This is a genomic window from Cupriavidus sp. 01L46, from assembly GCF_056399905.1.
The window spans coordinates 1-24030 of sequence record NZ_JBFTSF010000009.1; the positions used below are offsets into that span (position 1 = coordinate 1).

Annotated in this window: 24 protein-coding genes; 5 read left to right on the plus strand and 19 right to left on the minus strand. The window is 62.5% G+C overall.

Going from position 1 to position 24030, the window contains the following annotated elements; genetic code table 11:
- Positions 1-185 precede the first annotated feature (185 nt).
- Entirely contained in the window at positions 186-1073 is an 888-nt protein-coding gene (locus tag AC1DS3_RS03000) for a MerR family transcriptional regulator (RefSeq protein WP_477126660.1), read from the minus strand.
- A gap of 170 nt (positions 1074-1243) precedes the next feature.
- Here AC1DS3_RS03000 and AC1DS3_RS03005 point away from each other — a divergent pair, with 170 nt between their 5' ends.
- From AC1DS3_RS03005 to AC1DS3_RS03015, 3 genes are all read left to right on the plus strand, one after another.
- Complete coding sequence (locus tag AC1DS3_RS03005) at positions 1244-2173, plus strand: LysR family transcriptional regulator (RefSeq protein WP_441639359.1); 930 nt, start codon at positions 1244-1246, stop codon at positions 2171-2173.
- A gap of 201 nt (positions 2174-2374) precedes the next feature.
- Positions 2375-3343, plus strand: a complete 969-nt coding sequence (locus AC1DS3_RS03010) for a Bug family tripartite tricarboxylate transporter substrate binding protein (RefSeq protein ID WP_441639357.1) — start codon at positions 2375-2377, stop codon at positions 3341-3343.
- Positions 3344-3484: 141 nt separating this feature from the next.
- A complete protein-coding gene (locus AC1DS3_RS03015; protein WP_441639355.1) occupies positions 3485-4456 on the plus strand; it encodes a M14 family metallopeptidase in 972 nt (323 codons plus the stop codon).
- Between the two features lie 96 nt (positions 4457-4552).
- Here AC1DS3_RS03015 and AC1DS3_RS03020 read toward each other — a convergent pair whose 3' ends face one another.
- From AC1DS3_RS03020 to AC1DS3_RS03050, 7 genes are all read right to left on the minus strand, one after another.
- A complete protein-coding gene (locus AC1DS3_RS03020; RefSeq protein ID WP_183035742.1) occupies positions 4553-5080 on the minus strand; it encodes an Sbal_3080 family lipoprotein in 528 nt (175 codons plus the stop codon).
- Between the two features lie 172 nt (positions 5081-5252).
- Entirely contained in the window at positions 5253-5477 is a 225-nt protein-coding gene (locus AC1DS3_RS03025; protein ID WP_441639353.1) for a hypothetical protein, read from the minus strand.
- 193 nt (positions 5478-5670) lie between these two features.
- Positions 5671-5874, minus strand: coding sequence for a hypothetical protein (locus AC1DS3_RS03030; protein WP_174424410.1), 204 nt, complete (start codon positions 5872-5874; stop codon positions 5671-5673).
- A gap of 55 nt (positions 5875-5929) precedes the next feature.
- Complete coding sequence (locus AC1DS3_RS03035; protein ID WP_441639351.1) at positions 5930-6508, minus strand: OB-fold putative lipoprotein; 579 nt, start codon at positions 6506-6508, stop codon at positions 5930-5932.
- Positions 6509-6860: 352 nt separating this feature from the next.
- Complete coding sequence (locus AC1DS3_RS03040; RefSeq protein ID WP_477126661.1) at positions 6861-7274, minus strand: hypothetical protein; 414 nt, start codon at positions 7272-7274, stop codon at positions 6861-6863.
- Between the two features lie 118 nt (positions 7275-7392).
- Positions 7393-8610: an acyltransferase family protein gene (locus tag AC1DS3_RS03045; protein ID WP_441639347.1), complete on the minus strand. Its 1218-nt coding sequence runs from the start codon at positions 8608-8610 to the stop codon at positions 7393-7395.
- Between the two features lie 157 nt (positions 8611-8767).
- Positions 8768-9943 (minus strand): acyltransferase family protein, encoded by a 1176-nt coding sequence (locus tag AC1DS3_RS03050; RefSeq protein WP_441639345.1) that lies wholly within the window; start codon positions 9941-9943, stop codon positions 8768-8770.
- Positions 9944-10192: 249 nt separating this feature from the next.
- On the opposite strand from AC1DS3_RS03050, the gene AC1DS3_RS03055 reads away from it, so the two are divergent.
- Positions 10193-10870, plus strand: coding sequence for a methyltransferase family protein (locus AC1DS3_RS03055; RefSeq protein ID WP_441639343.1), 678 nt, complete (start codon positions 10193-10195; stop codon positions 10868-10870).
- A gap of 76 nt (positions 10871-10946) precedes the next feature.
- On the opposite strand, the gene AC1DS3_RS03060 is transcribed toward AC1DS3_RS03055, so the two are convergent.
- The gene (locus AC1DS3_RS03060; protein ID WP_441639341.1) at positions 10947-11399 is read right to left on the minus strand and encodes a PA2169 family four-helix-bundle protein; all 453 of its coding nucleotides are present in this window, start codon (positions 11397-11399) and stop codon (positions 10947-10949) included.
- Between the two features lie 414 nt (positions 11400-11813).
- Between AC1DS3_RS03060 and AC1DS3_RS03065 the strand changes: the two genes are divergently transcribed.
- Entirely contained in the window at positions 11814-12653 is an 840-nt protein-coding gene (locus AC1DS3_RS03065) for an AraC family transcriptional regulator (protein ID WP_441639339.1), read from the plus strand.
- Between the two features lie 1503 nt (positions 12654-14156).
- On the opposite strand, the gene AC1DS3_RS03070 is transcribed toward AC1DS3_RS03065, so the two are convergent.
- The 10 genes from AC1DS3_RS03070 to AC1DS3_RS03115 all read right to left on the minus strand — a co-directional run bounded on the left by AC1DS3_RS03070 (position 14157) and on the right by AC1DS3_RS03115 (position 23671).
- Positions 14157-14567, minus strand: coding sequence for a hypothetical protein (locus AC1DS3_RS03070; protein WP_477126662.1), 411 nt, complete (start codon positions 14565-14567; stop codon positions 14157-14159).
- Positions 14568-14647: 80 nt separating this feature from the next.
- On the minus strand, positions 14648-15391 hold the full coding sequence (locus AC1DS3_RS03075; RefSeq protein WP_477126663.1) for a TIGR04255 family protein: 744 nt from the start codon (positions 15389-15391) through the stop codon (positions 14648-14650).
- A gap of 174 nt (positions 15392-15565) precedes the next feature.
- Positions 15566-16180, minus strand: coding sequence for a hypothetical protein (locus tag AC1DS3_RS03080; protein ID WP_477126664.1), 615 nt, complete (start codon positions 16178-16180; stop codon positions 15566-15568).
- A 1351-nt stretch (positions 16181-17531) separates the two neighbouring features.
- Entirely contained in the window at positions 17532-18305 is a 774-nt protein-coding gene (locus AC1DS3_RS03085) for a DUF6602 domain-containing protein (RefSeq protein WP_477126665.1), read from the minus strand.
- Positions 18306-18577: 272 nt separating this feature from the next.
- Positions 18578-19267 (minus strand): hypothetical protein, encoded by a 690-nt coding sequence (locus AC1DS3_RS03090; RefSeq protein ID WP_477126666.1) that lies wholly within the window; start codon positions 19265-19267, stop codon positions 18578-18580.
- A gap of 139 nt (positions 19268-19406) precedes the next feature.
- The gene (locus AC1DS3_RS03095) at positions 19407-19994 is read right to left on the minus strand and encodes a phage tail protein (protein WP_477126667.1); all 588 of its coding nucleotides are present in this window, start codon (positions 19992-19994) and stop codon (positions 19407-19409) included.
- A gap of 10 nt (positions 19995-20004) precedes the next feature.
- Entirely contained in the window at positions 20005-20379 is a 375-nt protein-coding gene (locus tag AC1DS3_RS03100) for a hypothetical protein (protein ID WP_477126668.1), read from the minus strand.
- A complete protein-coding gene (locus AC1DS3_RS03105; protein ID WP_477126669.1) occupies positions 20376-21512 on the minus strand; it encodes a phage baseplate assembly protein in 1137 nt (378 codons plus the stop codon). Before AC1DS3_RS03105 ends, AC1DS3_RS03100 begins: the two co-directional genes overlap by 4 nt.
- Positions 21513-21591: 79 nt before the next feature.
- Complete coding sequence (locus AC1DS3_RS03110) at positions 21592-22692, minus strand: phage baseplate assembly protein (protein WP_477126670.1); 1101 nt, start codon at positions 22690-22692, stop codon at positions 21592-21594.
- A gap of 16 nt (positions 22693-22708) precedes the next feature.
- Positions 22709-23671: a hypothetical protein gene (locus tag AC1DS3_RS03115; protein WP_477126671.1), complete on the minus strand. Its 963-nt coding sequence runs from the start codon at positions 23669-23671 to the stop codon at positions 22709-22711.
- Positions 23672-24030: the final 359 nt, after the last annotated feature.

A 24030-nucleotide genomic window follows, 5' to 3' on the forward strand; every position in this document is an offset into this window, starting at 1 on the left:
TGTAATGCGGTAACCAACCCGCGGATATCAGCGTGATCCACCGTCGAGACTTACTGCTACGTCGCMCTCCAGGAAATTGGGGAACAACATGCAACTGTGAAACTGAATCAAACCAATCTCGATTGACACGGGGGAGTCATATCAGCTAGCGGGCTAGAGCGCTAGAGCGTGGGCCCGTACCTGTATCAGCGCCTGGCCTTGCGCGGCCCAGCCTTGGGCGGGTTGCCCGCGCCGCCGTCTTCCGGCGCGTCGTGCAAGTGCTCGATGATGGCCGCCACGCGGTCGCCGAGGTATTTATTGGCCGACCGTTCCATGGCCCGCATCATCTCCGCTTCCACCGCCACCATGGCCAGCGGGCGGATGCGCCAGAGGATATCCACCAGCCGCGGCACGTCCTGCGGCGGTGGCAGCTTGCCTTCGCCGAAGCGGTCCAGTTCGCGCACCACCATGGCCACGATCCGGTCCGATACGGCTTCAAAGTGCCCGCGTGCGTGCTCGACGATGGACAGCACATCTTCCAGCGGAAATCCCGCGCGCGCGATCTCGGCGCCGGCGGCCAGCGTGCGCGGGCTGCGCGCGAGGTAGCCCATGCCGTCCGCCTCCAGCAGGCCGAGCGCGATGGCCTTGGCCAGCGMCGGGCGCGATATCGCGCGGCCGAACAGCTTGRCCAGCGCCAGGTAGGAATAGTGGCGCGGCACTTCGTCGGTCCACGGGCTGCCGATGGCGGATTCCAGCCCGAGGATGGAGCGCAGGTCATGCCCTTGCACGATGGCCTTGAGCAGTTCCTGGATATTGTTCAGCGTGTAGCCGCGCGCCAGCAGGTGGTTGATCAGCCGTAGCAGGCCCAGGTGCGTCTGGGTGTAGATGCCCACCCGGCCGCGCCGCTCGGGCGGATCGATCAGGCCGCGGTCCTGGTAGGAGCGCACGTTGCGCACCGTGGTGCCGGCCGCCCGCGCGAGTTCGTCGATGGTGTATTCCGGCGGCGTGCCGTTGCCGGCGCCGGCGGCATCGTGGGCGGCGGACGCGGATGACGAGGAGGAGGTGGGCGCAGCGCTGCGCTTGAAGAAGGCCATGGCAAAAATTCTACCCGAGTCGTGCGGCTGCCGTGTGTCGTATGCCGGGCGCTGCGCGCCGGGGCACGCACCGCTACAGCTACAATATTCGCAGCGCCGCTCTTCGCGACGGCGGCATTTGCCCGGATCGTCCCCATTCAACTTCTGCGCGCGCCCTGGCGCGAGTCCTTATGCATATCCGCTGGCTGGAGGATTTTGTGTGCCTGGCCCAGGCCGGCAGCCTGGCGCGCGCGGCGGAGCTGCGCAATGTCACGCCGCCCGCGTTCGGGCGCCGCATGCAGGCGCTGGAAGTCTGGGCGGGCGCGCCGCTGATCGATCGCAGCGTGTTCCCGGTGCGCCTCACCGATGAGGGGCGGCAGTTCCTGGAGGCCGCGCAGAGCGCGCTGCGCACGCTGGACGATACGCGCATGTCGCTGCGCGCGGCGCATCGGGCCGATGCCAGCACCGTGGTGATCGTCACCGGCAAGACGCTGGCGCGCTCGATGGTGCCGGCGTGGCTGGCCGGCCTGCGCCATGCGCTGCGCAACGACAAGGCGGCTGCGGGCTTTCGCACGCGGCTTTCCACCTTTCCCACGCACGACGCGCTGGCGATCTTCACCGAAGGCGACGCGGATTTCCTGCTTTGCTACAACTCGCCGGAGCAGCCGGTGACGCTGGACAGCGCGCGCTACCAGTACCACTTCGTGGGGGAGGAACGCCTCGTTTGCGTGAGCGCGGCGGCGGATGGCGGCGGCCCACAGTACAAGTTGCTCGCACGCGGGCAGCGCGCCCCGGTGCCGATGATTGCCTACGCGCCGACGCTGACCCTGGGCCGCATGGTCAACGGCGAGATCGCCCGGCGCGGGCTGGCCAGCCGGCTCGACGTGATCGCGGTCAGCGACTTCGCCGAATCCGTGCATGAAATGGTGCGCCAGCGCATGGGCCTGGCGTGGCTGCCCGCGCGGCTGATCGCCGATGACCTGCACGCCGGTCGCCTGGTGCGCGCCGGGCTGGAGGTGGGCGGCGAAACGGACCTCGTGATGCAGATCCTGCTGTATCGCCCGCGCGCACCCATGCGGGCGCTGGGCGAGGCCTTCTGGCATGCGGCGGTGGCGGGCTAGCTGTTCGGCGCCACGCGCCGGGCCCGCCTTGGTGCGGGCAGCGGCCTGATCCCGGTCCCCGATCCCCCACCCTTGCCAAAACGGCAAGCGCCATTGCCAAAGCCGCACGTTGCTGCGGCCGCACGCTCTCTAAGATCGCCGCATGCCTGCATACCTTGCCTGTCTGCATACGGCGCAAATCTAAAAACGGAGAGACCTGCCATGAACAAACTGCTGCGTGCGGCTGCTGCCGCATCCTTCTGCCTGCTTGCCGGCGGCGCCAGCGCCTCGGGCTGGCCGACCAAGCCGATTTCCCTGGTGGTGGGCTATACCGCGGGCGGCAGCGTCGACCTGGTGGCGCGCACCATCGCGCCGGAACTGGGCAAGCGCCTGGGCCAGAGCGTGGTGATCGAGAACCTGGGCGGCGCGGGCGGCACCATCGGCGCGTCCAAGGTGGTCAAGGCCGACGCCGACGGCTACACGCTGCTGATGGGCTCGGGCAGCGAGGTCTCGATCGCGCGCCTGACCAACCCCGCCGTGCGCTACGACGGCGAGCGCGACCTGGCGCCGATCACCTTCGTCGGCACCCAGCCGATGGTGCTGGTGGGCAAGTCGGCGCTGCCGGCCAAGAACGCCGACGAGCTGATCGCGCTGGCCAAGGCGCAGCCGGGCAAGCTGGCCTATGCGTCATCCGGCGTGGGCACGCCGCTGAACCTGGCCGGCGAGCTGATCAAGCAGCAAGGCAAGGTCAACATCACCCATGTGCCCTATAAGGGTGCGTCCGCCATGTCCACCGACCTGCTCGGCGGCCAGATCGACCTCGCCGTGATGGTGCTGTCGTCGGCGCTGCCGCATATCCAGGCTGGCCGGGTCAAGGCCTACGGCGTGACCGAAGGGCACCGCGCCCAAGTGGCGCCCAACGTGCCCGCGCTGGCGGAAAGCAGCGCGCTCAAGGGCGTGGACATGGGTGTGTGGTTTGGCCTGATGGCGCCGGCCAATACGCCGCGCGCCGTGGTCGATCGCCTGAACACCGAGATGCAGGCTGTGCTGGCCATGCCTGACGTGAAGAAGAAGCTGGCCGAGGCCGGCGTGGAAGTGGCGCCGGGCGGCCCGGGCCAGTTTGCCAGCTTTATCAAGCGCGAGACGGTGAAGTACAAGAGCATCGTCCAGACTGCTGGCATTCACGAATAAGGGGACGGCGGCAGGCGTACCATTTGCTTGTCGCAAGTGGCGGTGCCGGCGGTTGCCGCCCGCCTCCCCTCGCTTCCCTAGCTTCCTTCGCTACTTTCCCTGTTCAGTCGCTATCACTGGCAATCTTGCTGACCTGAAAACATGACGATCACTGCCCCCAGCTTCGACGCTTACCCGGTTGAAGTCGCATTCCCCGATATCTCCGCCTACGCCGCCGGCAACGCCGGCGTGCCCTACGTCCACACCTTCGACAGCGGCGTGCCCGGCCCGCACGTGATGGTCAACGCGCTCACCCACGGCAACGAGGTGTGCGGCGCCATCACCGTCAAGGCGCTGCTGGACCTGGGCCTGCGCCCGCGCCGCGGCCGCCTGACGCTGGCCTTTGCCAACGTCGACGCGTACCACAGCTTCGATGCCGCCCGCCCGGATGCGTCGCGCTATGTCGACCAGGATTTCAACCGCGTATGGACGGCGGCCGTGCTGGACGACACCACCCGTGACTCGTCCGAGCTGCGCCGCGCGCGCGCCATGCGCCCGGTCATCGATACCGTGGACCTGCTGCTCGACCTGCACTCCATGCACGAGAAGAGCCTGCCGCTGATCGTGTCCGGCCCGCTCGACAAGGGCATCGCCCTGTCGCGCGCCGTGCGCGCGCCCGCCAATGTGATCGTGGACGAAGGCCATCCGGAAGGACGGCGCATGCGCGACTACGAAGGCTTTGGCGATCCCGCCAGCGCCAGGAACGCGCTGCTGATCGAATGCGGCCAGCACTGGGAAACCGCCGCCGTGGGCGTGGCCCAGGACAGCACCGCGCGCTTCCTGCTCCATGCCGGCGTGATCGACGCGGGCGACGTGCCTGCAGGCTGGCTCCTGCCCGTGGCGCCGCAGCGGGTGGTACGCGTGACCGAGCCCGTGGTCGCCAGCAGCATGGATTTCCGCTTTGCCGGCCCATACACCGGGCTGGAAACCTTCGCCGAAGCCGGCACCGTGATCGGCTGGCGCGACGGCGAGCCGGTGGTCACGCCGTATCCGGATTGCGTGCTGGTGATGCCGTCGCTGCGGCAACTGCGCCCGGGCGTGACCGTGGTGCGGCTGGGGCAACTGGTAGGCTGACCGGCTGATCGAAGGGCGCGTTTGCGCACCTAGAAAGAGACTGGTGCAGCACTTATCGCTGTAATGGGTACGCCGTCGTCAAGCCGGCGGCGTTGTTCAGGCCGGTGTAGCTGGCGATTGCGGCGCGGCCGGCGCACCTGGCGTGCCGGCCGTGGACGGCTTTGGCCGCATGCCGGGCAGCAATTGCTCGAACAGCTCGTCGATCTTCATCTCGGGCGGGACCAGGTTGCTCAGGTTGATGCCGCCGGCGCTGCGCAGGGCGTCGTAGTTCGCCTTGCCGGCGCGCTCACCATTGATATAGACGATGATCTCCGCCGTACTCAGGAAATCGCGCCAGTAGGTCTGGCGTTGCATGTAGACCGTGGCGGTATAGGGGCACGACGCCACCGACGAGCCGGGCGACAGCATCTTGAACTCAAAGCCGCGCTGCTGCACCGAGTCGCGGATGAATTCCGCATAGGCATTGCCGCCGCTGCCCGGGTTGGCGATCACGCAAAACAGCGTGCCGTCGGCAGGCTGCATGGAGGCGATACGGTCGCCGCGGTCGACCGGGACGACGGCCTGGTACGTGGCGCAGCCGGTGACCAGCAAGCCTAGGCTGGCGGCTAGCAATGCTTTTTTCATGATGTTCCTGGAATCGCTGGTGCAAGAGTGCCGAACCGGGTTGTCGGCAAGCGCGCCCGCCAACTTTAGGCCATTGCGGCGGCGGCAATCGTTGGAACAGAGCGGGTAAACCGGTCCTGTGCCGCTCCTGTGCCGGTCCAGCGCCGGTTCTGCTGCTCGCCCGAGGTTAGCCTCAGAGCACAACGGCCTGGCGGCAGCGTAGCGCCATCACCTGCGCCTCGAAGGCGCGGGCGGCGCGCTGCGTGAGCTGGTCGCGGCAGCCGCGCGGGCGGCCACGATCCACGGCGAGGTGACCGAGCCCGGCCACCTGCCACTCGCGGCGCGTGATGGCGAGGATGTTGGCGAGAGCCTGGGCTTGCGGGGCAGGCAACGTGCCCCGGGAGAGATCTTCCATCATGATATTCAGCGTGGCTTTCGCTCCAGGGGAGCTTCGGGCCATGTCCCGTCGTTGACGTTTATTCGTATCGTGATGGAACGATATGCAACGCCGGAACGCGCCACTATCGATAGCGCACCGATCCTGTTGTGGGATGTGTCCTACAGGCCGCCGGTGTGGCGATTGGCACGCAGCCTTGGCCCGACCGGCGGCCTCAAGCCTTTGCCGCCCCCCCGCTGGCCATCGTGCCCACCACCATCAGGCAGATCGCGGCAAGGAACACCCCCACCAGCAGGATCTGCAGGCGCCCCACCGGGCGGCCCTTCAGGAAGGCGTTGCTAATGAACGGTGGCGAGACCAGGCCCACCACGGTGACGATCAGGATGGTCAGGGCGAGTACGGAAAGCAGGGTTTGCATGCTGGATATTGATCTGGGTAAATCTGGGTAAATCCGGGTAAGTCAGTGCTCGCGCTCAGTTGGCGCCGCCACGCACAAGGCAATCCTCAAGGACAGGCGAGCCTTCCACCTGGCCCGCGCCGGTGCATTCCACGGCCACCTTCTGTCCGCGCCGGACCATGGTGCCGCGCGCTTCCACCTCGCACGTGCGCCCGGCGGGGCCGCAGATCTGGATCGGCAGGAGCTTGGCGCGCACCACCAGGGTCGGGCTATTGGAGCGGATATCCAGGAAGACCGTGTCGTTTCCCTCGCGCCGCACACCGCTGGCCACGCCCTCCACGATGAAATACTTGCCCAGGTAGCGGTCGTTGGCCGCGCCCGCGTTCTCCTGGTAATCGTCGACCAGGGTGTCCGCCTGGTATTGCGGCAGGATGTCGGTGGAGCGGTTCGGGTCGATGCTGATCGGGTCCAGCGTGCCGTTCTTGGGCACCCCGCGCGCGCCGGCGTTGGGCTCCGGCACCGCCGCGGACGCTGCCGTGACCGGCTCGGGGGCCGGCTCTTCCTGCTGCGCTTCATGGTTGCCGGTGAGCCACAACATGCCAAGGACGGCAAGGGCGACAACGCCGATAAGGATTTGCTGGGTACGGTTCAACATCCGGGTTTTCCTGCAATAGAAATGGGCCATTGCGCCGGCAGGCACCGGCCGCGCGCATCGAGCGCGCGCGCTGCGTGCCGGCACGCTCGGCTCGGCTGCCAGCCCGCCTGTGGCAAGGCCTGGCGGTGCCAGGCCGGGCGCTCGGGCGGGGCTTGCCAAAAAAGTTGCCCACAGCTTTGCCCACAGGGTTGTTCGGTCTTCTCCACAGACTTGTCCACAGCCTGGGCGGGGTGCCGTGTGGGGATCCGGGCGGGCATGCGCATGGACTTCATGGCGGCGGTGTGACGTAAGGCTGGCTTGCTACGGGGCTGCCGGAGCTGCGCCGCATCAAGCCCCAACCGGCAAGCCGCGATCAGTGAAGGTTCCGCAGCCCGGTTTCGTCGTCGTCTTCGTCCTCGTCTTCCCAGTCTTCATGCTCGACCGGGGTGTCCGGCGCCATGTCGAACACCATCGAGTGGTGCTGCACGGTGAACCAGTCACGGAACTGCTGCAGCGTCAGCGTTTGCGGCCACAGGCTTTCGTCGAACCACYCCCCCAGCATGAATTCGAACAGGGCGCGCCAGCGCTGTTCCACCCACTGCAGCGCTTCCGCCATGGTCGAGACATCGTCCGGCACCAGGAACACACTCTGGTCCTCGCGCACATGCTCAAGGGTCAGCGTGGCTACCGGGTCGATATCCACGGCCATGATCCATTCGAAGAAAGGCTGCTGCGGCACCAATACGACGAGCGAGCGATTGAGGGTAAAGCGGGGATGATCGGTCATGGCAGGGGCTCGTTCGCTGAAACGGCCCATTGTAGCGGTTGGCCGTGCCCGCATGCGATTCATCGGTGGGCAAGCGGCCCGGCATTGCCAGGCCGCCGCCCGCCGCGGATCAGCACGCCTAGATGATGGGCCGTCCGCGCCTGGCGGGCTCGGTGCCAAATGTGTCCCGCGCTGGCAAGGCAGCGGATGGCGGGGGCGGCGCTGGTGTGGGAACCCGGTTGGGGAACAGCATGTCCTTGAGCCCCAGGAAGCGCTTTTCGATCAGGTGCCAGCTCAGCAAGGCCGCCGCGATGGAGGCGCACAGGCACGCCGCCGAAAAGCCCAGCTGCCACGGGATCTGGCTGCCGAACAGCAGGCGCGGCTCGCCGAACGCCTTGACCGCCACCACGCGGATGATCGGGTGGAACACGTACAGCGCGTAGCTGTACTTGCCCAGGAACACCAGGCACCGGTTGCTGAACACGGCGTGCCGGTCCGTGGCGCAGGCCGCGTAGATCAGGCCCACCGCCACCATGGCAACCACCGAGAAACCCACGGTGTAGATCACCGGGCTGGATTCCAGCCGGGAACCCATGGCCGCGAGCCCGCCCGCCAGCACCAGCAGCGCCAACGGCGCCGCCTTCACCAGCCAGGGCTTGAAGCGCAATCCGCGCCGGACCGCCATCGCCAGCAACGCGCCCGCCACCAGGCCATCCAGCCGGGCCGGCGTGAACACCGAAATGGCGTCCGCGCTGAAGCCTTGCAAGACCATGCCGACGCGCACCGCCAGCGTTCCCGCCAGCAGCACCAGGCAGAGCCGGCGCATGGCGGCCAACGGCAGCAACAACACCAGCAAGGGCCACACCGCGTAGAACTGCTCCTCGATGGCAAGCGACCACAAATGCCCCGCGCCCGCGCCGAAGAACGTGCCGGTCAGCGCCTGCTTGAGGTTGGACAGATACAGCGCGAACCACGGCCAGCTGGCCTGCACCGCCCCCAGCTTGGCCTGCTCGTTGTCGCCAATCCGGTGCGAGATCAGCGGGAACAGCAGCAGAAACAGCACGGCCAGGTAGAAGTAGTACAGCGGAAAGATGCGCAGCACGCGGCGCCCGTAAAACGCGCGCAGGTAGTTGGGCGCGCCCTTGGTGCGCAGCAGGATGCCCGTGATCAGGAATCCCGACAGCGCAAAGAAGATATCCACGCCAATCCACCCCGTCATCGACAACCGGTAGAACAGGCGGTCGAGCGGCAGGTCCGACACCAGGCCCACGTGGGCAAAGTGATAGAGCATGACGATCAGGACCGCCAGGCCCCGCACACCGTCGAGCGCGGAAACGTGTGTACCGTCACGGTTCATGTTCACTCCCTGCCTGGGATGGCCACGCCCGGCGCGGGCGGGCCTTCCGGGCTGCCGTGGTGCAATGTCAAAAGGTACCGCGCGGCCTGGCCCGCGTTGGTGTGGCAGCCAACACAGGCCAACCCAGGCCAACCCCCAGGCCAGCAGCAACGCCCGCTTACAAGGCCTGCTGCGGCAAGTCCTGGAGCGGTTCGGCCTCGACGCCGGGCGCAGGCGCGCCGCCCTCCTCGCTCCCCGCCGCCAGGGCTGCTGCCCGCCCTCGCTTGCCAAGCCAGCTCCTGAGCCGCAGGAAAGGCGCTTCGACCAGCACGTAGCTCAGCGCAGCGGCTGCCAGTGCCTCCAGGATGCAAAAGGGGAAGCGCAGCGCCAGCGGCGACGCCGTGCTGGTAAACAGCTGCTGCCAGACGTACAAGCTGAACGAGATCGTGCCCACGAACACAAAGGCCTTGCTCCGGAGCAGGCGCGATATCCACAACTCGGGCCGCTCCACCACGGCGAGGATCAGCAGGCCCACCGCCGCTGCCAGCGCCACCGGGCCATAGGTCGCCGTCCAGATACCGCCGGCCACGGTGCCGATGACCGGCAGGCCAAGCAGCAGTACCAGGATCAGCGCCGGCAGCGCGAACGCGCCGGCGAAGCGTGCGTTCAGTTGCGCCGTCAGCCGCTCGCGGTCCAGGGCGATGTAGCAACCCATCAGCACCGGGTCCACGCCCGTGTGCAGCATCAACCCCAATTGCCCGCGCAACGAAGGCGTCGTGAAATAACAGAGCACCCTCACCAGCGGCATCAGCAAGATCACCAGCATCAGCCAGCGCGGGTCCTTGCCGCGCAGCAGCAGCAACAGCGCTGGCGGCCACAGCCAGTAAAACTGCTCGTCCAGCGCCAGCGTCCAGAAATGGCCGAGCAGCCACGCGCCGGTGGGATGCGCCATGTTGACGTTGCCCAGCCCGAGCATCTCGGAGTAATTCCAGAGGTGCGCGGCCGCAAACAGGAGCTGCCGCGCATCCACATCGATCAGCCCGACGATGCCGAACAGGCCCAGCGCGATCAGGTAGACGTAGAAAGCCGGCCAGATGCGCAGCGCGCGGCGGCCATAGAAACGCATCAGCCTGATGGAGCCGCAGGCGCGCCACTCAGCCTGCAGCAGCTCCGTAATCAGGAAGCCGCTCAGCACGAACGAGATGAACACGCCGACGCCGCCATTCGCGAGATATCGCAATGGCGCAAGCAATCCCGTGTACCCCCCCTTGGCCATGTGCTCCGCATGGCTGATGACCACCAGCATGACCGCGACGCTGCGAAGCCCGGTCAGCTCTAGAACGCGACGGCTCATTTTTTTCCTACCCCTCAAGGTATCGGGGGGCGCGGTACTCTGCCATGCCTCCCTAGCTTGCCGCCGCGCCACAACGCGCTGCGGCGCGGCGGGCCGCGCGCGGCGCGCGCAACCGGTGGGCATGCGGGATGAATCTAGCTTGCCCCGCCGGCACGCTCTGTGCGCCGGCATACCAAGTGCGTGCTAACGTGGAGACATGACAAACGACAAACGCGCGGCTACCGGTTCGGCGGCAAGGAGGCAGGCGCCATGGGATTCAAGGTCGGCATGATGCTGGCGGCGGAGGGCCTGCTCTTTGCGGCCTTGCTGTTTGGCGCGGCGGGCACGCTGGCCTGGCCCGCCGCCTGGGCTTATCTCATTGTGTTTTTTGGCGGCGGCTATTGGCTCACGCAACGCCTGGCGCGGCACGATCCGGCGCTGCTCGCCGAGCGCATGAAGGTGCCGCTGCAACGCGGCCAGCCGTTCTGGGACAAGATCCTGCTGCCGATCGTGCTCGTGGCGTGGATCGCATGGATGGTGCTGATGGGCCTGGATGCGGGGCGCTTTCACTGGTCCGCGATGCCGCTGTGGCTCCAGTGCCTGGGCGCAGTGCTGCTGGTGCTGTCATATCTCGTGATCGACCGCGTGTTTCACGAAAACACCTTCCTTGCGGCCGTGGTCAGGATCCAGGCCGAGCGCGGGCACCGGGTGGTGTCGAGCGGCCCCTACGCCGTGGTTCGCCACCCGCTCTATGCCACCATGCTGGTGTTCCTGCCGGCCAATGCGCTGATGCTCGGCTCCTGGTACGGCGTGGCCGCATCGCTGGTGCTCATCGGCGCCATCGTGTTTCGCACGGCAATGGAAGACCGCGAGCTGCAGCGCGGCCTCAAGGGTTACGCGGCCTATGCGGCCCGGGTGCGATACCGGCTGGTCCCGTTCGTCTGGTAGTTCGTCAGGCGTCAGGCAGGCAGCCGGTCTTTGCTACTTATCGCAGGGGATTGCCGACGATCAGCGYATCGCAGCCTCAATGAATCTGCATCCCGCGCATGGCGTGGATGCGATCGTGATGCCACTGGATGCCCTCGTACTGGCGCTGCACCACCGCGCGGATCTCGGGCGGCATGTCCTTCATCAGCGCCGACTGGTACTCGCGTTTCGCCGTTTCCTCATCGCGCTCGCAGAGTTGCAGCACCGCATCGTCGTTGTGCGGCGCGATCACGTGCAACACTTCCATCCAGCCGCGATGCAGCGTGCCGCCCATGCTGCCGCGATCCCGGGGTTCCGCGCCCAGCGATGTCACCAGTGCCTGCAACTCCATCACCGAGGCGCGGCACGATTCCGCCGTGCCCGCGAGAATCGCGCGTATCTCGGGGTTATGCACCTCGCGGGCGCCGGTCGTGCAGCTGAGCTCGCCGTCCTTGCCGACCTCGATCAGGTGGTTCAGGGTGCCGACGATTTGTCCTTGCGCGTTGGTCATGATGATCTCCTTGCCGGTCTTGCATGGACAGGAGCCCGTGCGACTTCTCGTGTGAACCCCTGCGTACATCCGCGCCGCATGCTACACGCCTGGCGTCGATGCCCGTGCGGGATTCAGGCCCCTGCTTCCTGTGCTTGCTTTGCCTGGTTGGCTTGCCGCGCGGCACTTCTGCTATTGGCTCGCGCGCTGGCAGCCGCGTTGACCAGCGGCGGGCGAGATGGGGGTGGGATTTCAGTATAGGAGGGTGTGCGGAATCGTTGTGGCGAGGGCGGACCAGTCTGTGCGCTGCGGCTTGCCGTAATCGACCCACAACCGACCCGCATGCGCTTATCCGCACTTCGCGCTAGCCAAGCCACAAAAAAACCGCAAAATCTGCAAACCGGCCGCCGGTAGATTGCACGCCATGGAGACCACATGAAACCCGAGACCCGAATCCAGTACGCCCAACGCATGGAGCCCGTCCTGCGGTGGCTGGCAAGCCACCCCGACGCCGACCCGGAGTTGTACCAACTGGCCGACCTGGCCTGCCTGTCGCCGTATCACTTTCATCGCGTCTATCGCGCCATGATCGGAGAAACGGTGAACGCCACGGTACAACGCCTGCGCATGCACCGTGCGGCAATCGCGCTGGCGGGTACCGAAGTTTCATTGCGTGATGTGGCGCTGCGGGCCGGCTACGAGTCAGACGCGGCGTTCAACCGGGCATTTGGCGCGGCCTTCGGCATACCGCCGGGGCGGTATCGCGCAGCCCGCTCCGGTCCCTTCAACCCTCAGGAGCTAGGCATGTATCCCATCAAGATCGAAACCTTTCCCGGCACCGTTCTGGCCGCGCTGCCCCATCATGGCAGCTATCAGGAAATCGGCCCGGTGTTCACCCGCGTCTTCATGCTGGCGGCCAGCCGGGGCCTTGCCAGCCCGGACGCCATCGGTTTTGGCGTGTACTTCAGTGATCCCGAACAGGTGCCGGCAGAGCAATTGCGCTCGCTGGCCGGCATGCCGGTTGCGCCGGATGCCGACCTGGGCGACGAGCTGGAGCGATTCGAAATCCCGGCGGGCCGCTGCGCGATACTGACTTACACAGGCCCCTACAACGAGATGGGCAAGGCCTACAACTGGATGTTCTCGGAATGGCTGCCGACCAGCGGGGTCGTGCCGGCGGACTTTCCCATGTTCGAGCAGTACGTGAACGATCCGCGCACCATGCCGCCCGCGCAGTTGCAGACGCGGATCTGCATGCCGGTGAAGCAGGGCTGAAGCCGGCCCGAAGCCGGCTTACTTGTTTCCACGTAGTCGGCCGCGTCCACCAGATGCAGCACCAGGTCGGCGCGGCCCACGGCTTCCCAGGAGCGCATTGAGATGGTTCCAGTTCGCCTTCGGCATCGTTCCACCATTGATTCCCACGCTACCTATTTCGTCAGATCGATACAGACGATTCCATGCAAAAAAGCAGAAAATTCCCAATGCCAATGAGTGCGATTCACATTTATTGTTTGGTCGGCGAGAATATTATTTAGTCTTGTTGGCTATTTGGGGAAGTCCCTTGGAAAAACTGAAAAAAGTCATTGGATCCCTGATTTGTTTCATATTTGAGGTTTGCGTGGGAATGATAGCTGGATATCTTCCCGCTATCATAATAGGCCTTTCTTTTTATATCGTGGGGATGTGGGCAAAGGAATGGATAGATGTAATATTATCGAGGTCATGAGCAGGTTGAGTGGGCAGTTTATCCAAGCATGGGAAATCGTACCTACTGCAAAGCTTGATTCGTGGGCATGTGGGAAGCCCGAGGGCAGGAGCAATAGAATGCCAATTTGAGAGGGCCTCTACTCCCACTCGGCAGACTGCCAGAGCGCTCGACCAGTTGACTATCCAGGTGCGTCCCTAAGTAACMCTGTCTGAAAAACAGGCGGCCCTGGTAGACCGCCGTAATCTGCATCCGTTCGTGGCCCAGTTCACGGTTGATTGGATTTTTCTTGCTTCCGTTCTGGAACTCAAGTTACTTCAATACAGAGGCTAACGAGATGCTGCAAGTGCTTGATGGAAATGGGGATTGATGCGGGTTGTGGCGGTTTGTGTACTTACCTGTGTACTTAAAAGTTAAGATACCCAGACTTATCCACAGCCTGCAATTTGCACTAGGCGTGCCCTCGGGCGCCCAGGTGCTCAATGCTAGGGAAAGGCTTGCATTGKAGATTGCAGCCAATCCGCCCGCGCCACCTAGTTGTTAGATCGTCACATCAGCCTTTGGGCCGCATGACTGCATGACTGCATGGGTGGGTTTTCGATGAGCCGTGGCCAAAATCAAGGGTCTTGCGAGGGCGCGACTAGCCATCCGCCCCTCTCTGCCTTTCGTGCCAAGCTATCTCGAAGGCGATCAAAGGGCCTCTTGGATTCAAAGTCGGGCGAAACAACAACCAAAGCGTGGGCCGCGTTCCCCTGAATCGGGTCGGGTAGTACGTCCACCTGATGTTGGCCTATCACTTGCCCTCGTGCATCGGTCTTTATTACGTCCGCAATGCTTCGCACTTCAACCGTAACGAGGCCAACTACGCCTTGACTTGGCTTAGTCTTGGCGCGCTCAGGGTTATTCTCTATCAGAGCCGCACGGTCAACGGATGGCTTCTGGCCCTTATCGTTGAACGCTGACGAACTCAGCCGCAAGTTGCCGGCCTCCATCTTGAAAAAAGAGGGATCGTTTGGGACTCTGCGGTATAGGAGCTCATCATCACCTACAACGTCTGCCGTCATCGCCTGCGCTCAATTGCGAAGCCATGCCCAGAGGTCGGCGAAGTCCCCATCTTCGAGAGTGCCGTCATCCATTTCATTCTCAATGTTTTCGCMCCAGGTTCGCAGGTATTCGATCCTGTCTGCCCTAACAAAGAGAGTGAGCTTCCTGGTACCCTCCCACCATTCGAGCGTTATTTCGCCATTCTCATTGGCCGCGACGTGTGGGAGCTCCCACCCTCCGAGCATTTCTGCGTCCGTGAAGAGGGCAGGAAGAGTGCTAAGAGTGCGATTTATTGCGTCGGCTTGTGGCTTCTCGCTGCCAAAACCATCCCAGTCTGCATCCAACTGCCTCAATGCATCAAGACGTCGCTTGGTCGGGTGTAACGCCAAGACGCTGGGGTCGTGTTTCGTCTGATCCCATACGATGCGCAGTTGCGCCATGGCAGATGCGGCTGGTTGCGAGCTACCGCTTCCTCGGCGAACGAAAGACCCCAAATCGGGGTTCAGGACCGCAACGCTGCTCATTGAAAAAGCCCCCTAGTAGTGTCAGTAATGCAGGCTTCGAATAGTTCGTTTTTCCTCGCACGAAGCCGGCCGAGAATATCTAAGATTGGGCCCGCGTCAGGAATCAACCGAACCTCTCTGAAGACATCAAAATCCAGCAGGAAGGAAAGGCCGCTAGGTGAAGGATTCGGCTCCGCAGCGAAGTTCAGAATCGCAGCCGTTCTATCGCCAATATCTTCTTGCGGCATTACCAACTGCATGAAGCATCCCGTGACGCCTTGGGGTACGCCTGGCGGTATCGTGGGATATACCTTGAAATAATCCGCAAACTCAATCTTGCCCGTCGGAATCACGATGCGATTAATGTATCGAACCGCAATGCGAGTGACGCTCTGAGGCCGAAGCGCAGCCACAAACTCGACCCACAAGGCCATCGCTTCCCGACTGAACACTTCCCAACAAGTATATGGAGCCAGTCTGCTGTAAGTGAAGCCCTTCTGTTGAATCTGAAGAACGCGGTCGTTAGTTGGTGAGGAAGCACGAATTCCCACCACAGTCTGCCCCGTTCGAAACTTAAAATGTGACTCATTATCCGCTTCCTTCTCGGCGCCCATTTCCAAGAAGTGGATGGGCAAAGTGGAGGGAAGCTCCGCCCTGACCCTATCGGCAAAGGACTCAAACGCTGCCTGAGGCGGCATTGAGCCGAATTCCACTTGGAGGTCAATGACAGCCTCGGTGATCGGCGGGCGAGGGTAACGCATGGAGCGTTCTGTCCCAAAATGTTGATGGAGATCATTAACATTCTACACGGAGGTTTGGCAGGGGTTGTGCTCGGTGATTACCCCGGGGCTATTCTGCTTCTGCGAACAAAGGCACATTGGCAGGCTAGCTCCAGACGTACGACCCTCCGGGGCGGACCCATACCTGACTTGCGATTAGGCGTCGCCTGGCGCGCAGGGAACCCATTTTCTCTGGTATCCGGCGTCATCCTTGTGGCCCCAGCACCACCCGTTCTCTTTGGCCACTGCTCCTAGCTTGTCCCGTTCGTCGCAGGCCTTCTGCCCGACAGTGTCGTCTCCAGCGCTGCCGCGGCAGAGATCATTCAGCGCGTCCACCTTGTCGGTGAGATCTTTCACTTCGAGTGGCATCTTCGGCTCAGACAGGGCCGCGGTATCAACCGCCATTGCTCGATCGATCTGGGCCTGGGCATCTGACATGGCTTGCTTCATCGCCTCCTGAGCGACGAAAGCCAGTGCTGCAGGCGAGACTTCATACATTACTTTGTCTCCGTCTGCGACGATGGCCATTGGCACGTCGTGGGATACGCCTTTCATCATCACCTTAGCCATTCCCTGGTACTTGTTTCCAGTTTCGTGAATGACGTCCAGTTGTGTGACTGTGAGCCCATAGTCTTTGAGCTCGGCTTGAGCACTGAGTTTTTGCTGGAACAGCTCCCTGACCTGTTTCGCGATCGTATCGTTGCTGGGTGTGCAGCCGAGCAATGCTATCGCAGTAACGATCGAGCCAATCAAATACTTCAGGCTGCGCATAGGGGCTTTCCTTTGGATGTGCGATCGGCATTGCACCATACCAATGTGCTCTCCCCTGCCATACCCCCAAGAGGGGGGTGGGTGCAGTCCACTTGGACACGGTTGCATAGCATTGAGGGGCAGGGGTCGGCCAGAGGCAGGATCCTAGGCATCTCCTGGCGCGTATTTCGACCGTCCCCGTAACATCCAAGACGGTCATCGGGAAACTCGGCAACCGGCGCGCTCGATTCCCCGCCCCTCCCGCTGTTCGGCAATGCTATCCCGTGCGATTGCTTCGGCCGCCCCGAACACTACGCATTGCCTGGAATTGAGCTCTCCAAGTAGATGACGGCGCAGGCCATCGGGAACCGCGTAGCCTTTGAGATCTCGTGTGCCTTGGGCGCCCTGCCTGCATAGTGGACAAAGCGCGCGAGGCCAGCGTGGATCTCCCATCTCCGCTCCGGGGCGAACCCAGGCTTCCTTGATTACCGCCTCAGCCCTTTCGCGTCTCCATTCGTGCAGCTTGTCGAAATCATCCACGCGAAAATACCCGCTTAGCAGATTTTGCGGGTCCATCAGATACAACAGATTGTGCCGAGTAACGAATAGCTCGTTCTGGAGGTCGCGGATTTTCCCCTGGAGCTCCCCAATTTGCGGCGGGGCTCGGTACGCTGGCGCGGTTGGTGACTTAGCTTTCGGCGGCATGATGGCAACATCCGGACAGATGCGGCGCCAAGCGATAGCGCCGCTGGCCATGTTACAGCGGCCAGGTGTCACCAGGAACTATCGTTGACTCCCAACTGTGGATTCAACCGTGGAACCGATGAATCCTCACTATGCCGTCCCAGAACACGGGGGCGTCGAGGAGCCGACCAGCCCAGCTTCTCACCTAAACGCGCTTACGCCTGCCAACGGTCTCTCCCTGATGGGATTCCGTCCGGGCGATCACTTCCTTAGCCTTCCATCTGGGGTGTGCTGTTGCCTTGCTACCGGCGGCGACCGGCAACCGGATAGGCGCCGGGAAACCGGGCAGACAGACAATTCGCTCGCGAACCACTTGGGGCGGCCGCTGCAGGTAGGCGGCAATCGTCTCTGTGCTCCACACCTGCACGGAGAACGGCACCGCCGGCTGCACGCGCTTTGCTATGGCCTCAGCTAGGCGATCGATAAGTTCGCCTTCATTCATCGGTCGACCCGCTGGATTTGAATCTTGCACGCTCAGGCTCCTCGGTTAGATCCGGTAGGTCTCAGCTAAGCATGGAGCGCGCCCATCGGGGCAGATCCGCCTGCGCGGTGCATACAGAACTCGTGATCGGCAATCAAACAGAGCTTGGGCTCGAGGGAGTCTCGTGGACTATGTTTGATTTACGGGCTAGTCAAAAAACGTTCCGTTAAATGAGTGCCCTGCAAGGTATGGGCGGGTATTCAGGTCGGCCTTCTCCAAGCCCATGCACGCTTGCTGCAATGCAAGAAAAAAGAATAGCAGCGATCCCCTCTCGCCCTCCCACATAAACGTCCGCGCACGCGGGTCGATATGGCTGCCGTAAGAGGGTGTATTGCATAGGAAGTGCGCCCCAGATCCCAAGACAGCGATACCGTCGAGACAATGCCCTGCCGTCTTGAGTCGCTGCTCCGGCGTCCATGTATCCGCGGGTAACTCTAGAGCGGCTCTTGCATTTCTTTCCCAGCCCACGACGGTTTTCATGTTCGCTGGACCTGAATATGCAACGACGAAGGACAATGGCTTTGGCGGGATCCAACCAAATTCCGCGCTCCTGCTATATTGTGGCTCGAGTTGCTTCAACCTTGAGGCCGCTGTTGCCGCCTGATCGACGGCCGATTGATCGAGGACTGACTTGACCTCGATAGTGGCGACCACCGACTCAACGAGAAACMCATTAACGCCACCAAAATCCAATTTGGGGTAGTTGTTCCGGTAAATGACAATATCAAATTGATTTCGCGGATCCCGAGGCTTCGACCGATGATCGATTACTTCTCCAGATCCGATGGCGACATTTGCACTCAGGTGGGATGTCAGGAAATTGACAATCAGATTCTCGCGTGGCGTGCCGCGATGCAAAGTGTGGCCCGCATTTGCTGGAATTTGCGCTGTCTGCAGGAGCGAATTCTCGACAGCGTTCATGTGGGCTTCTAGCATTCCTATCGTCATGGGATCTATCTGGGCAGGTTATGGTTGGGTTCGGCAGAGCGCAGGGTTATCTGCTCCTGCACACATTAAACCCTAAGTCTGTCCCCGACCGATGGAAACGCTCATCGCGTCGGAGTTCGCCAGGTCATACTGAAGATTGATTGCCGCCCGTCGCGGGTTGGCCCGGCCTGAGCCAGGAGAGGCCCCGCTTACATTTCGTCGGCAAGATGCGGGTGTTTCTGCCCACCGCCCGCTGGGGCTGGCTGTCATGTATTGCGCTGCTTGTCGTGGTCGGAGAATGGGTGCGCCAAGAGGTGCAACAGGTCTAGTCGCACCGTCGCTCCTTCGTCCGCGTCCAGCGGTTCCAGTTCGTCCCGGCAAGCCTTGATCACGTCCCAAGGATCAAGTTCGAAGCCAAAGCCAGCAGCAACGCCATCGGACCTGAGTTCCCCCGCGCTGCGTATCAGATCTGGGATCCGCAACTGAAATTGCCCCCAATGGCCATCGTCCCGCAGGGGGGACGTGACAGCTTCCCATCCGATGCATGTCGCGGCCAGGCGCGCCCTTTCGTTCATTGCCACAGGAGACCAGTCGAACCGTTGAGTCCAATCCAGTGCTCTCAGTCGCCTCAGGATCTCGTCGGTGGGCAGAGTCACCTGGGCGTCGGAACTGTGACCCTCGCCGGCCGCGTTGTTACCTTGCGCTGTTTGGGTAACGGATTTGTTACCCTGTTTTGTTACCTTGGCCGCTTGGGTAACAGTTTGGGTAACGACTTTCGTCGGCGCTTTTTGCACGGGCGAGCCACCGCGGCGAAGGCGGCGCATGCGCTCTTCGGTTGCGTCGACATCAACCAAGTTCCCTTGCAGCACAAGCCTTCCCTCGGCTTTCCACTTCGTAACCGTCTTGCGCGAGACGTCGCACATGAGCGCGAATTCAGCTTGCTTCACGAGCGTCATAGATTTTCCMTATTGTTACCTTTCTGGAGTTTGTTACCCAAGTTTGGACGTTCATAGCTGGGCGCTTTCTGCGCGTCGTCGCTCCCGCACTACAGGGAGGGCTAGGGAGGGACCCGGGCAACCATGGGTGTCACTCCGGTCATCTCTTGGCCGCCAGGAACGCCAGCTCGTGGCTGAGGATCTTCGGGTACTTCTCACGGATCTTCGCCATGATTGCCTTCTCGACAGTGTCATTGGCCAGCGACTGAGGGATAGACGGCCCGAGCAGCTCCTTGATTGGCAGGTTGACCCGGACAGTCTTGCCCCCGATGCGCTGCTTGGCTCCTTTCACACGAGCCAGGCCGGTGCGTTCGAACACGGCTCGATGGCCACTTCGGGTTGTCGCGATGAACGCGTGTCGCAGGATCTGACGGCCGTTCTTGACCTGCACGCTGACGCCGCTCTTCGTCTGCCTGGCGCCATAGCTGATGAGGCCGATACGCTCGCCAGTGGCGATAAGCTGTACCACCAGGTTGCCGTTCGTCGCCCGCTTGATGCGGAAGCTCTTGCGGATGGCGGATGCCTTGATGTTGTAGCCCTCCGCCCGAACGTTCTTCACTGCCTCTGTACGGGCCTGCTCGGCGGTCTTGTTCAGCGCCCGGGCTATAGCCTTCGTCTGGTCGGCGACGAAGCGGTCAAGGGAAGCCGTGATGCCCTTGGTATCGAACCTAACGTCCAGTTCAATCATGCCCATCTCCTCATTGGAACGTGCATTGTGGGGGAGTCCACTCGAACACATTGACGGTCGGCGGATCGCCGGGCTCGCCGGCAAGCAGTTCGTCAACAAGCGAGCCGATGGCGTCGCCCGGGGTCTCTCGCAGATGCGCAAACAACCCGAACCACATGCCGATCAAACCGCTCGGCCGCTTCAGCAGGACGATTGCGGACCGGGACATATCCCCGGCCTTATCGGTCAGGACGCACTCGACTACATGCGGCGTCGTACCGTCATCGGTGACGCCTGAGGCTACAAAGTCGGCCTCATCGCCGGTAACGCCCAGGCTTCTCAGCGCCGCCTGCGCGGTTGCGAAGTCGCACACGTAGATTGCTGGGTAGTACTGTGGTTCGATCATTGTGTTTGCGCCGGCGTAGTCAGTTCAGGGAATAGCTTCTGGATCAGGATCGGCTCGGGCAAGAATGCTTCCGGGGGCATCAGTACAAGGTCCGCGTGCGTCCCAGCTTCACTGAGGTGGAACGTCACAGCCGAGATGAGCATTTGCTCGTTCTCAATCTTCAATGACGGGATCGAGATGCAAATCAGACTATTGGGCTGCCAGAGCTGGCCATTCACGTCTGTCCAGTTATCGACTGCGACCTGTACAACCCTCGACTTGCCGGCGCGGCGTGCAACCTCCCATTGCACCCTCTGGCCAGCGACCTCCCAGCCGARCTGCCCGGCCTCGGAAATGATGATGCGGCGACGGTGGCGCGTAACGTTGGGGTCTCTAGCGGTGAACACGGGCATCTCTGTGGCGTTCAAATCCCCGAAATTCTGGGTGGACATCATGACCGCCATCAATTCGGAGTACCGCTCGTGCATCGAAAAGCTGACCGAGGCCGCTTCCATATTGATGCCTTCCTCAATACCACTCTCCATCGTTTTCGTGCCGGCCCGGGACAACTGCAGGTTTCCGTTCTCGTCCTCGTAACAGAGGACCGCGCTAAACCTGGCGATCCGCTCGATGATTTCGAATGGGCTTTCTCCCAGGTTCAAATTGAACTGCGGGATGGTCGGCAGCTTTGCTTTATCAATCGAGGAACTGACGGCGATGCCGTAGACATCAGCCAGGCGTGTGGCAATCTCCAGCACCGTGCTATTTGGGATTTGCCCGCCTGGCCACTGCGCCGAACAATCAACCAGGTCTGCGCATTTTCCGCGACCCACGACCCGGATGCTGTGACCACTGGGGGAGATGCTGGGCGCGACCACATCCACGTAGCCAGTCAAAACAGGCTTGCCCGCGAGGAGCAGGATGCAGGAGTCGCCCGGCTTCACCAGCATTTCATTCGGGTTAGCAGCGAGCTCCGTCATCTCCAGCTCGAAGTCCCGCGGCATGCGCTCGATGCCGGCCGTGACTCGCAGGCTGGTCCAGCCAGAAAGGGCGAGTGGCTCCGTTTGCGAGTGGTGTACGACACCGGATGTCGGCGAATGCTGCCGTTCCGTGTAACTGCCAATCAGTAGGGTGGCGTCGTTGACGAGGTTCATTCCATTGCGCTCCGGTTATTCAACTGTCAGCGGTGCGTCGAGAAGCCGCTGAGCAAGGAAAGGGAGATTCTTCGACATGTCACTTCACCCCCGATACGTCAGTAGTTGTGACATCCGCGTTCGGCAGTTGGAGCACAAAGGGCTCGGGCTGGAACGCGTCCGGCGCCATTAGAACGAGGTCAGCATGAGTTCCGCTCTCATCCAGGCGGTATGTCACCTCGCCAATCATCAATGTAGCGTCCTCCATCTTCACCGTCGGCAACTTAACCTGAACGAGAGTGTTCGGCTCCCACAGATCACCTGCGGAATCCCGCCATGAGTCGGTAGTGATGTGGATTACCGCGCTGCGGGCAGATCTGCGGTTCATCTCCCAGATAGTGCGACGGAACGTCACGTCGATGCCGACCGAACTGACGTTCTCCGCAACAATCGCGCGTTGGCGGCGTCGTCGTACGTGGGCGTCACCGATCCGTATGATGGTGTTGAGGCTGCCGCCGGACATATCCCCGAACGTGTCTAGGGACTGTTGCACGGCTAGATACTCCGAGAAACGGTCAAGCGCGGAGAAGGAGCTCTTCACGGTCTCCACATTCACACCCTCCTCGAAGCCGCCAGCCGCTACGCGATCGCTCCCCCGCGTGATGACCAAATTGCCTTCTGGGTTATCGTAGACGAGCACCGCGCTATACCGAGAGACACGCTCCAGAATCGAAAACGGCGTCTCTCCAAACAAAATGTTCAGCTGCGCCACTATGGGCAAATCCGTGGCATCACATACGACGCTCAAGCCCTTGTACGGCACAGCAAGCTGCTCGGCGATCCTCTGGATATTGCTGTTGACGATCTGCATGCCCGGCCATTCCGCGGAACAATCCACCAGGTCGGAACACTTGCTACGACCTGCCACGGCGACTGTATGGGACTGCGCATCCAATTGCGCCGTCACCGTGTCCACATAGCCAGTCATCACCACTTGACCGCCAAGCATCAGTTGGAATGGGTCCTGTGGGTTGACAGCTACCACGTCGCCATCAATGAACCGCTCGGTCATACTGATGCTGAAGTCCGAAGGCAGGCGTTCAATGCCGCGGGTAATGCGGATCTGCTTCCAGCCTTTCAACGCCAGAGACCGATCAGGAATGACGAGCAATGCCTCGTCTGGGAACTCGTCGTCAACCATGTTCTCTCCCGGTGAGTTAGTGGTCGGCCGAATCTGCGGCGGCCATCATGGCGCGTCCAATATCCATTTCGGCGGCCTGGCGCTGCGCTTCCTTCCATGTCCGAATGCCGCTTGAGTCGCCCTTGATGGTGTACGGCTCTTTCAACGCTTCCTCCATGGTCTTGCGCGGAGCGGGCGGCTCCTCCACTTCTAGCGGCCGCTCGGTTCGCCCACCTGGGCCATCCCATGCGCCTTTTCGGACATAGGGCTTCGGCCGCTTCGCTAGCGGCACATAGGCCCGATGCGCACGGAGAGCGTTCAATGCGACATTGACCGGCGCCATTACCTCCGTGATAGGGTTGGGCACGTTCGATACGCCGTTCAGCAGGTTGACGCCTACATTACTGGAAGCGGCGCCGATGCCGCGGAGTCCCAGGATGAATCCTTCCGGGTCGGGCAAGTAGGCGGCCGAAAAGTAGTCGTTGAACAGAGAGCCCATCGCTCGTGCCTTTTCCATGATGGGCAGCAACGGCTTTACCGCCTCCCGCAATTCTTCGCTGATACGAGCCCTGAAGATTTCCCCCTGCATGCCGACTTCGAGATTGAGCATGTAGCCCGCTTGATCGACTGCTGCGTCGAGTTCTGGCGCGCGAGCCTCCAGAGCGTCAAGCCGTGCCCTGGCGCGACGCAACTCCGTTTCCTTGGCGATTAGTTCATCGGACAGTTTCTTAATGGCCCCCTCCGCTGCCGGCACCTCGGTGTCAGCGCACCAGACGATGTCCGCCTCCCGGCTCGCAATTTCGCCGCGCRGGCGGTTGGCTTCCTGCTCGAGCTCCGCGATTTGTGCCGGGGCCGCATTCGTGGCTTCGTCCAGCGTCTTGCGGCGCGCCAACGAGTCGTGGACAGCCTTGATCGTGGCCTGCAGTTCGGAGGAGAGCACGTACGGCGCCGGATCGGCCGCCTTCGCGGCTCTGGGCACTTCGGTCTTGCGATTCGTCATATGAACCTCTGGTGGTAAGGGGTTGCGTCGATTGATCCTTCGCTGCAGGCTCGCTGAAGAGCCGCCACTTCGGAAGTGCTGAGCCGGCCAAGGTAAGAGTACGGATCTCTTCCAGGCCGTAAGGCAGGTGCCCTAGCAGATTGCCTCGTACTGGGTGGCGTAGTTGCCTTCCGCGCGACTTGTTGAGTCGTGGGCGGCCGGGATTTTTTTTCGGCGACTGCTCCGCGAGTCCGCGAAATTTCAGCAGGGGCGTCTTTCTCCTTGCGCCTGTCCCACTTGGGGGCGGACAGGCCTAGGAGGTGGGCGAAGCGGAGTTTCCAACTCACGATGTTTTTGCCCCCAGCGCGCGGCGAAGCGCC

Excerpts from the sequence above, each read along its gene's own strand:
- AC1DS3_RS03005 (WP_441639359.1), top strand. The coding sequence starts at position 1,244 with ATGCATATCCGCTGGCTGGAGGATTTTGTGTGCCTGGCCCAGGCCGGC.
- AC1DS3_RS03010 (WP_441639357.1), top strand. The coding sequence starts at position 2,375 with ATGAACAAACTGCTGCGTGCGGCTGCTGCCGCATCCTTCTGCCTGCTT.
- AC1DS3_RS03015 (WP_441639355.1), top strand. The coding sequence starts at position 3,485 with ATGACGATCACTGCCCCCAGCTTCGACGCTTACCCGGTTGAAGTCGCA.
- AC1DS3_RS03020 (WP_183035742.1), bottom strand. The coding sequence starts at position 5,080 with ATGAAAAAAGCATTGCTAGCCGCCAGCCTAGGCTTGCTGGTCACCGGC.
- AC1DS3_RS03025 (WP_441639353.1), bottom strand. The coding sequence starts at position 5,477 with ATGATGGAAGATCTCTCCCGGGGCACGTTGCCTGCCCCGCAAGCCCAG.
- AC1DS3_RS03030 (WP_174424410.1), bottom strand. The coding sequence starts at position 5,874 with ATGCAAACCCTGCTTTCCGTACTCGCCCTGACCATCCTGATCGTCACC.
- AC1DS3_RS03035 (WP_441639351.1), bottom strand. The coding sequence starts at position 6,508 with ATGTTGAACCGTACCCAGCAAATCCTTATCGGCGTTGTCGCCCTTGCC.
- AC1DS3_RS03045 (WP_441639347.1), bottom strand. The coding sequence starts at position 8,610 with ATGAACCGTGACGGTACACACGTTTCCGCGCTCGACGGTGTGCGGGGC.
- AC1DS3_RS03050 (WP_441639345.1), bottom strand. The coding sequence starts at position 9,943 with ATGAGCCGTCGCGTTCTAGAGCTGACCGGGCTTCGCAGCGTCGCGGTC.
- AC1DS3_RS03055 (WP_441639343.1), top strand. The coding sequence starts at position 10,193 with ATGGGATTCAAGGTCGGCATGATGCTGGCGGCGGAGGGCCTGCTCTTT.
- AC1DS3_RS03060 (WP_441639341.1), bottom strand. The coding sequence starts at position 11,399 with ATGACCAACGCGCAAGGACAAATCGTCGGCACCCTGAACCACCTGATC.
- AC1DS3_RS03065 (WP_441639339.1), top strand. The coding sequence starts at position 11,814 with ATGAAACCCGAGACCCGAATCCAGTACGCCCAACGCATGGAGCCCGTC.
- AC1DS3_RS03075 (WP_477126663.1), bottom strand. The coding sequence starts at position 15,391 with ATGCGTTACCCTCGCCCGCCGATCACCGAGGCTGTCATTGACCTCCAA.
- AC1DS3_RS03080 (WP_477126664.1), bottom strand. The coding sequence starts at position 16,180 with ATGCGCAGCCTGAAGTATTTGATTGGCTCGATCGTTACTGCGATAGCA.
- AC1DS3_RS03090 (WP_477126666.1), bottom strand. The coding sequence starts at position 19,267 with ATGACGCTCGTGAAGCAAGCTGAATTCGCGCTCATGTGCGACGTCTCG.
- AC1DS3_RS03095 (WP_477126667.1), bottom strand. The coding sequence starts at position 19,994 with ATGATTGAACTGGACGTTAGGTTCGATACCAAGGGCATCACGGCTTCC.
- AC1DS3_RS03100 (WP_477126668.1), bottom strand. The coding sequence starts at position 20,379 with ATGATCGAACCACAGTACTACCCAGCAATCTACGTGTGCGACTTCGCA.
- AC1DS3_RS03110 (WP_477126670.1), bottom strand. The coding sequence starts at position 22,692 with ATGGTTGACGACGAGTTCCCAGACGAGGCATTGCTCGTCATTCCTGAT.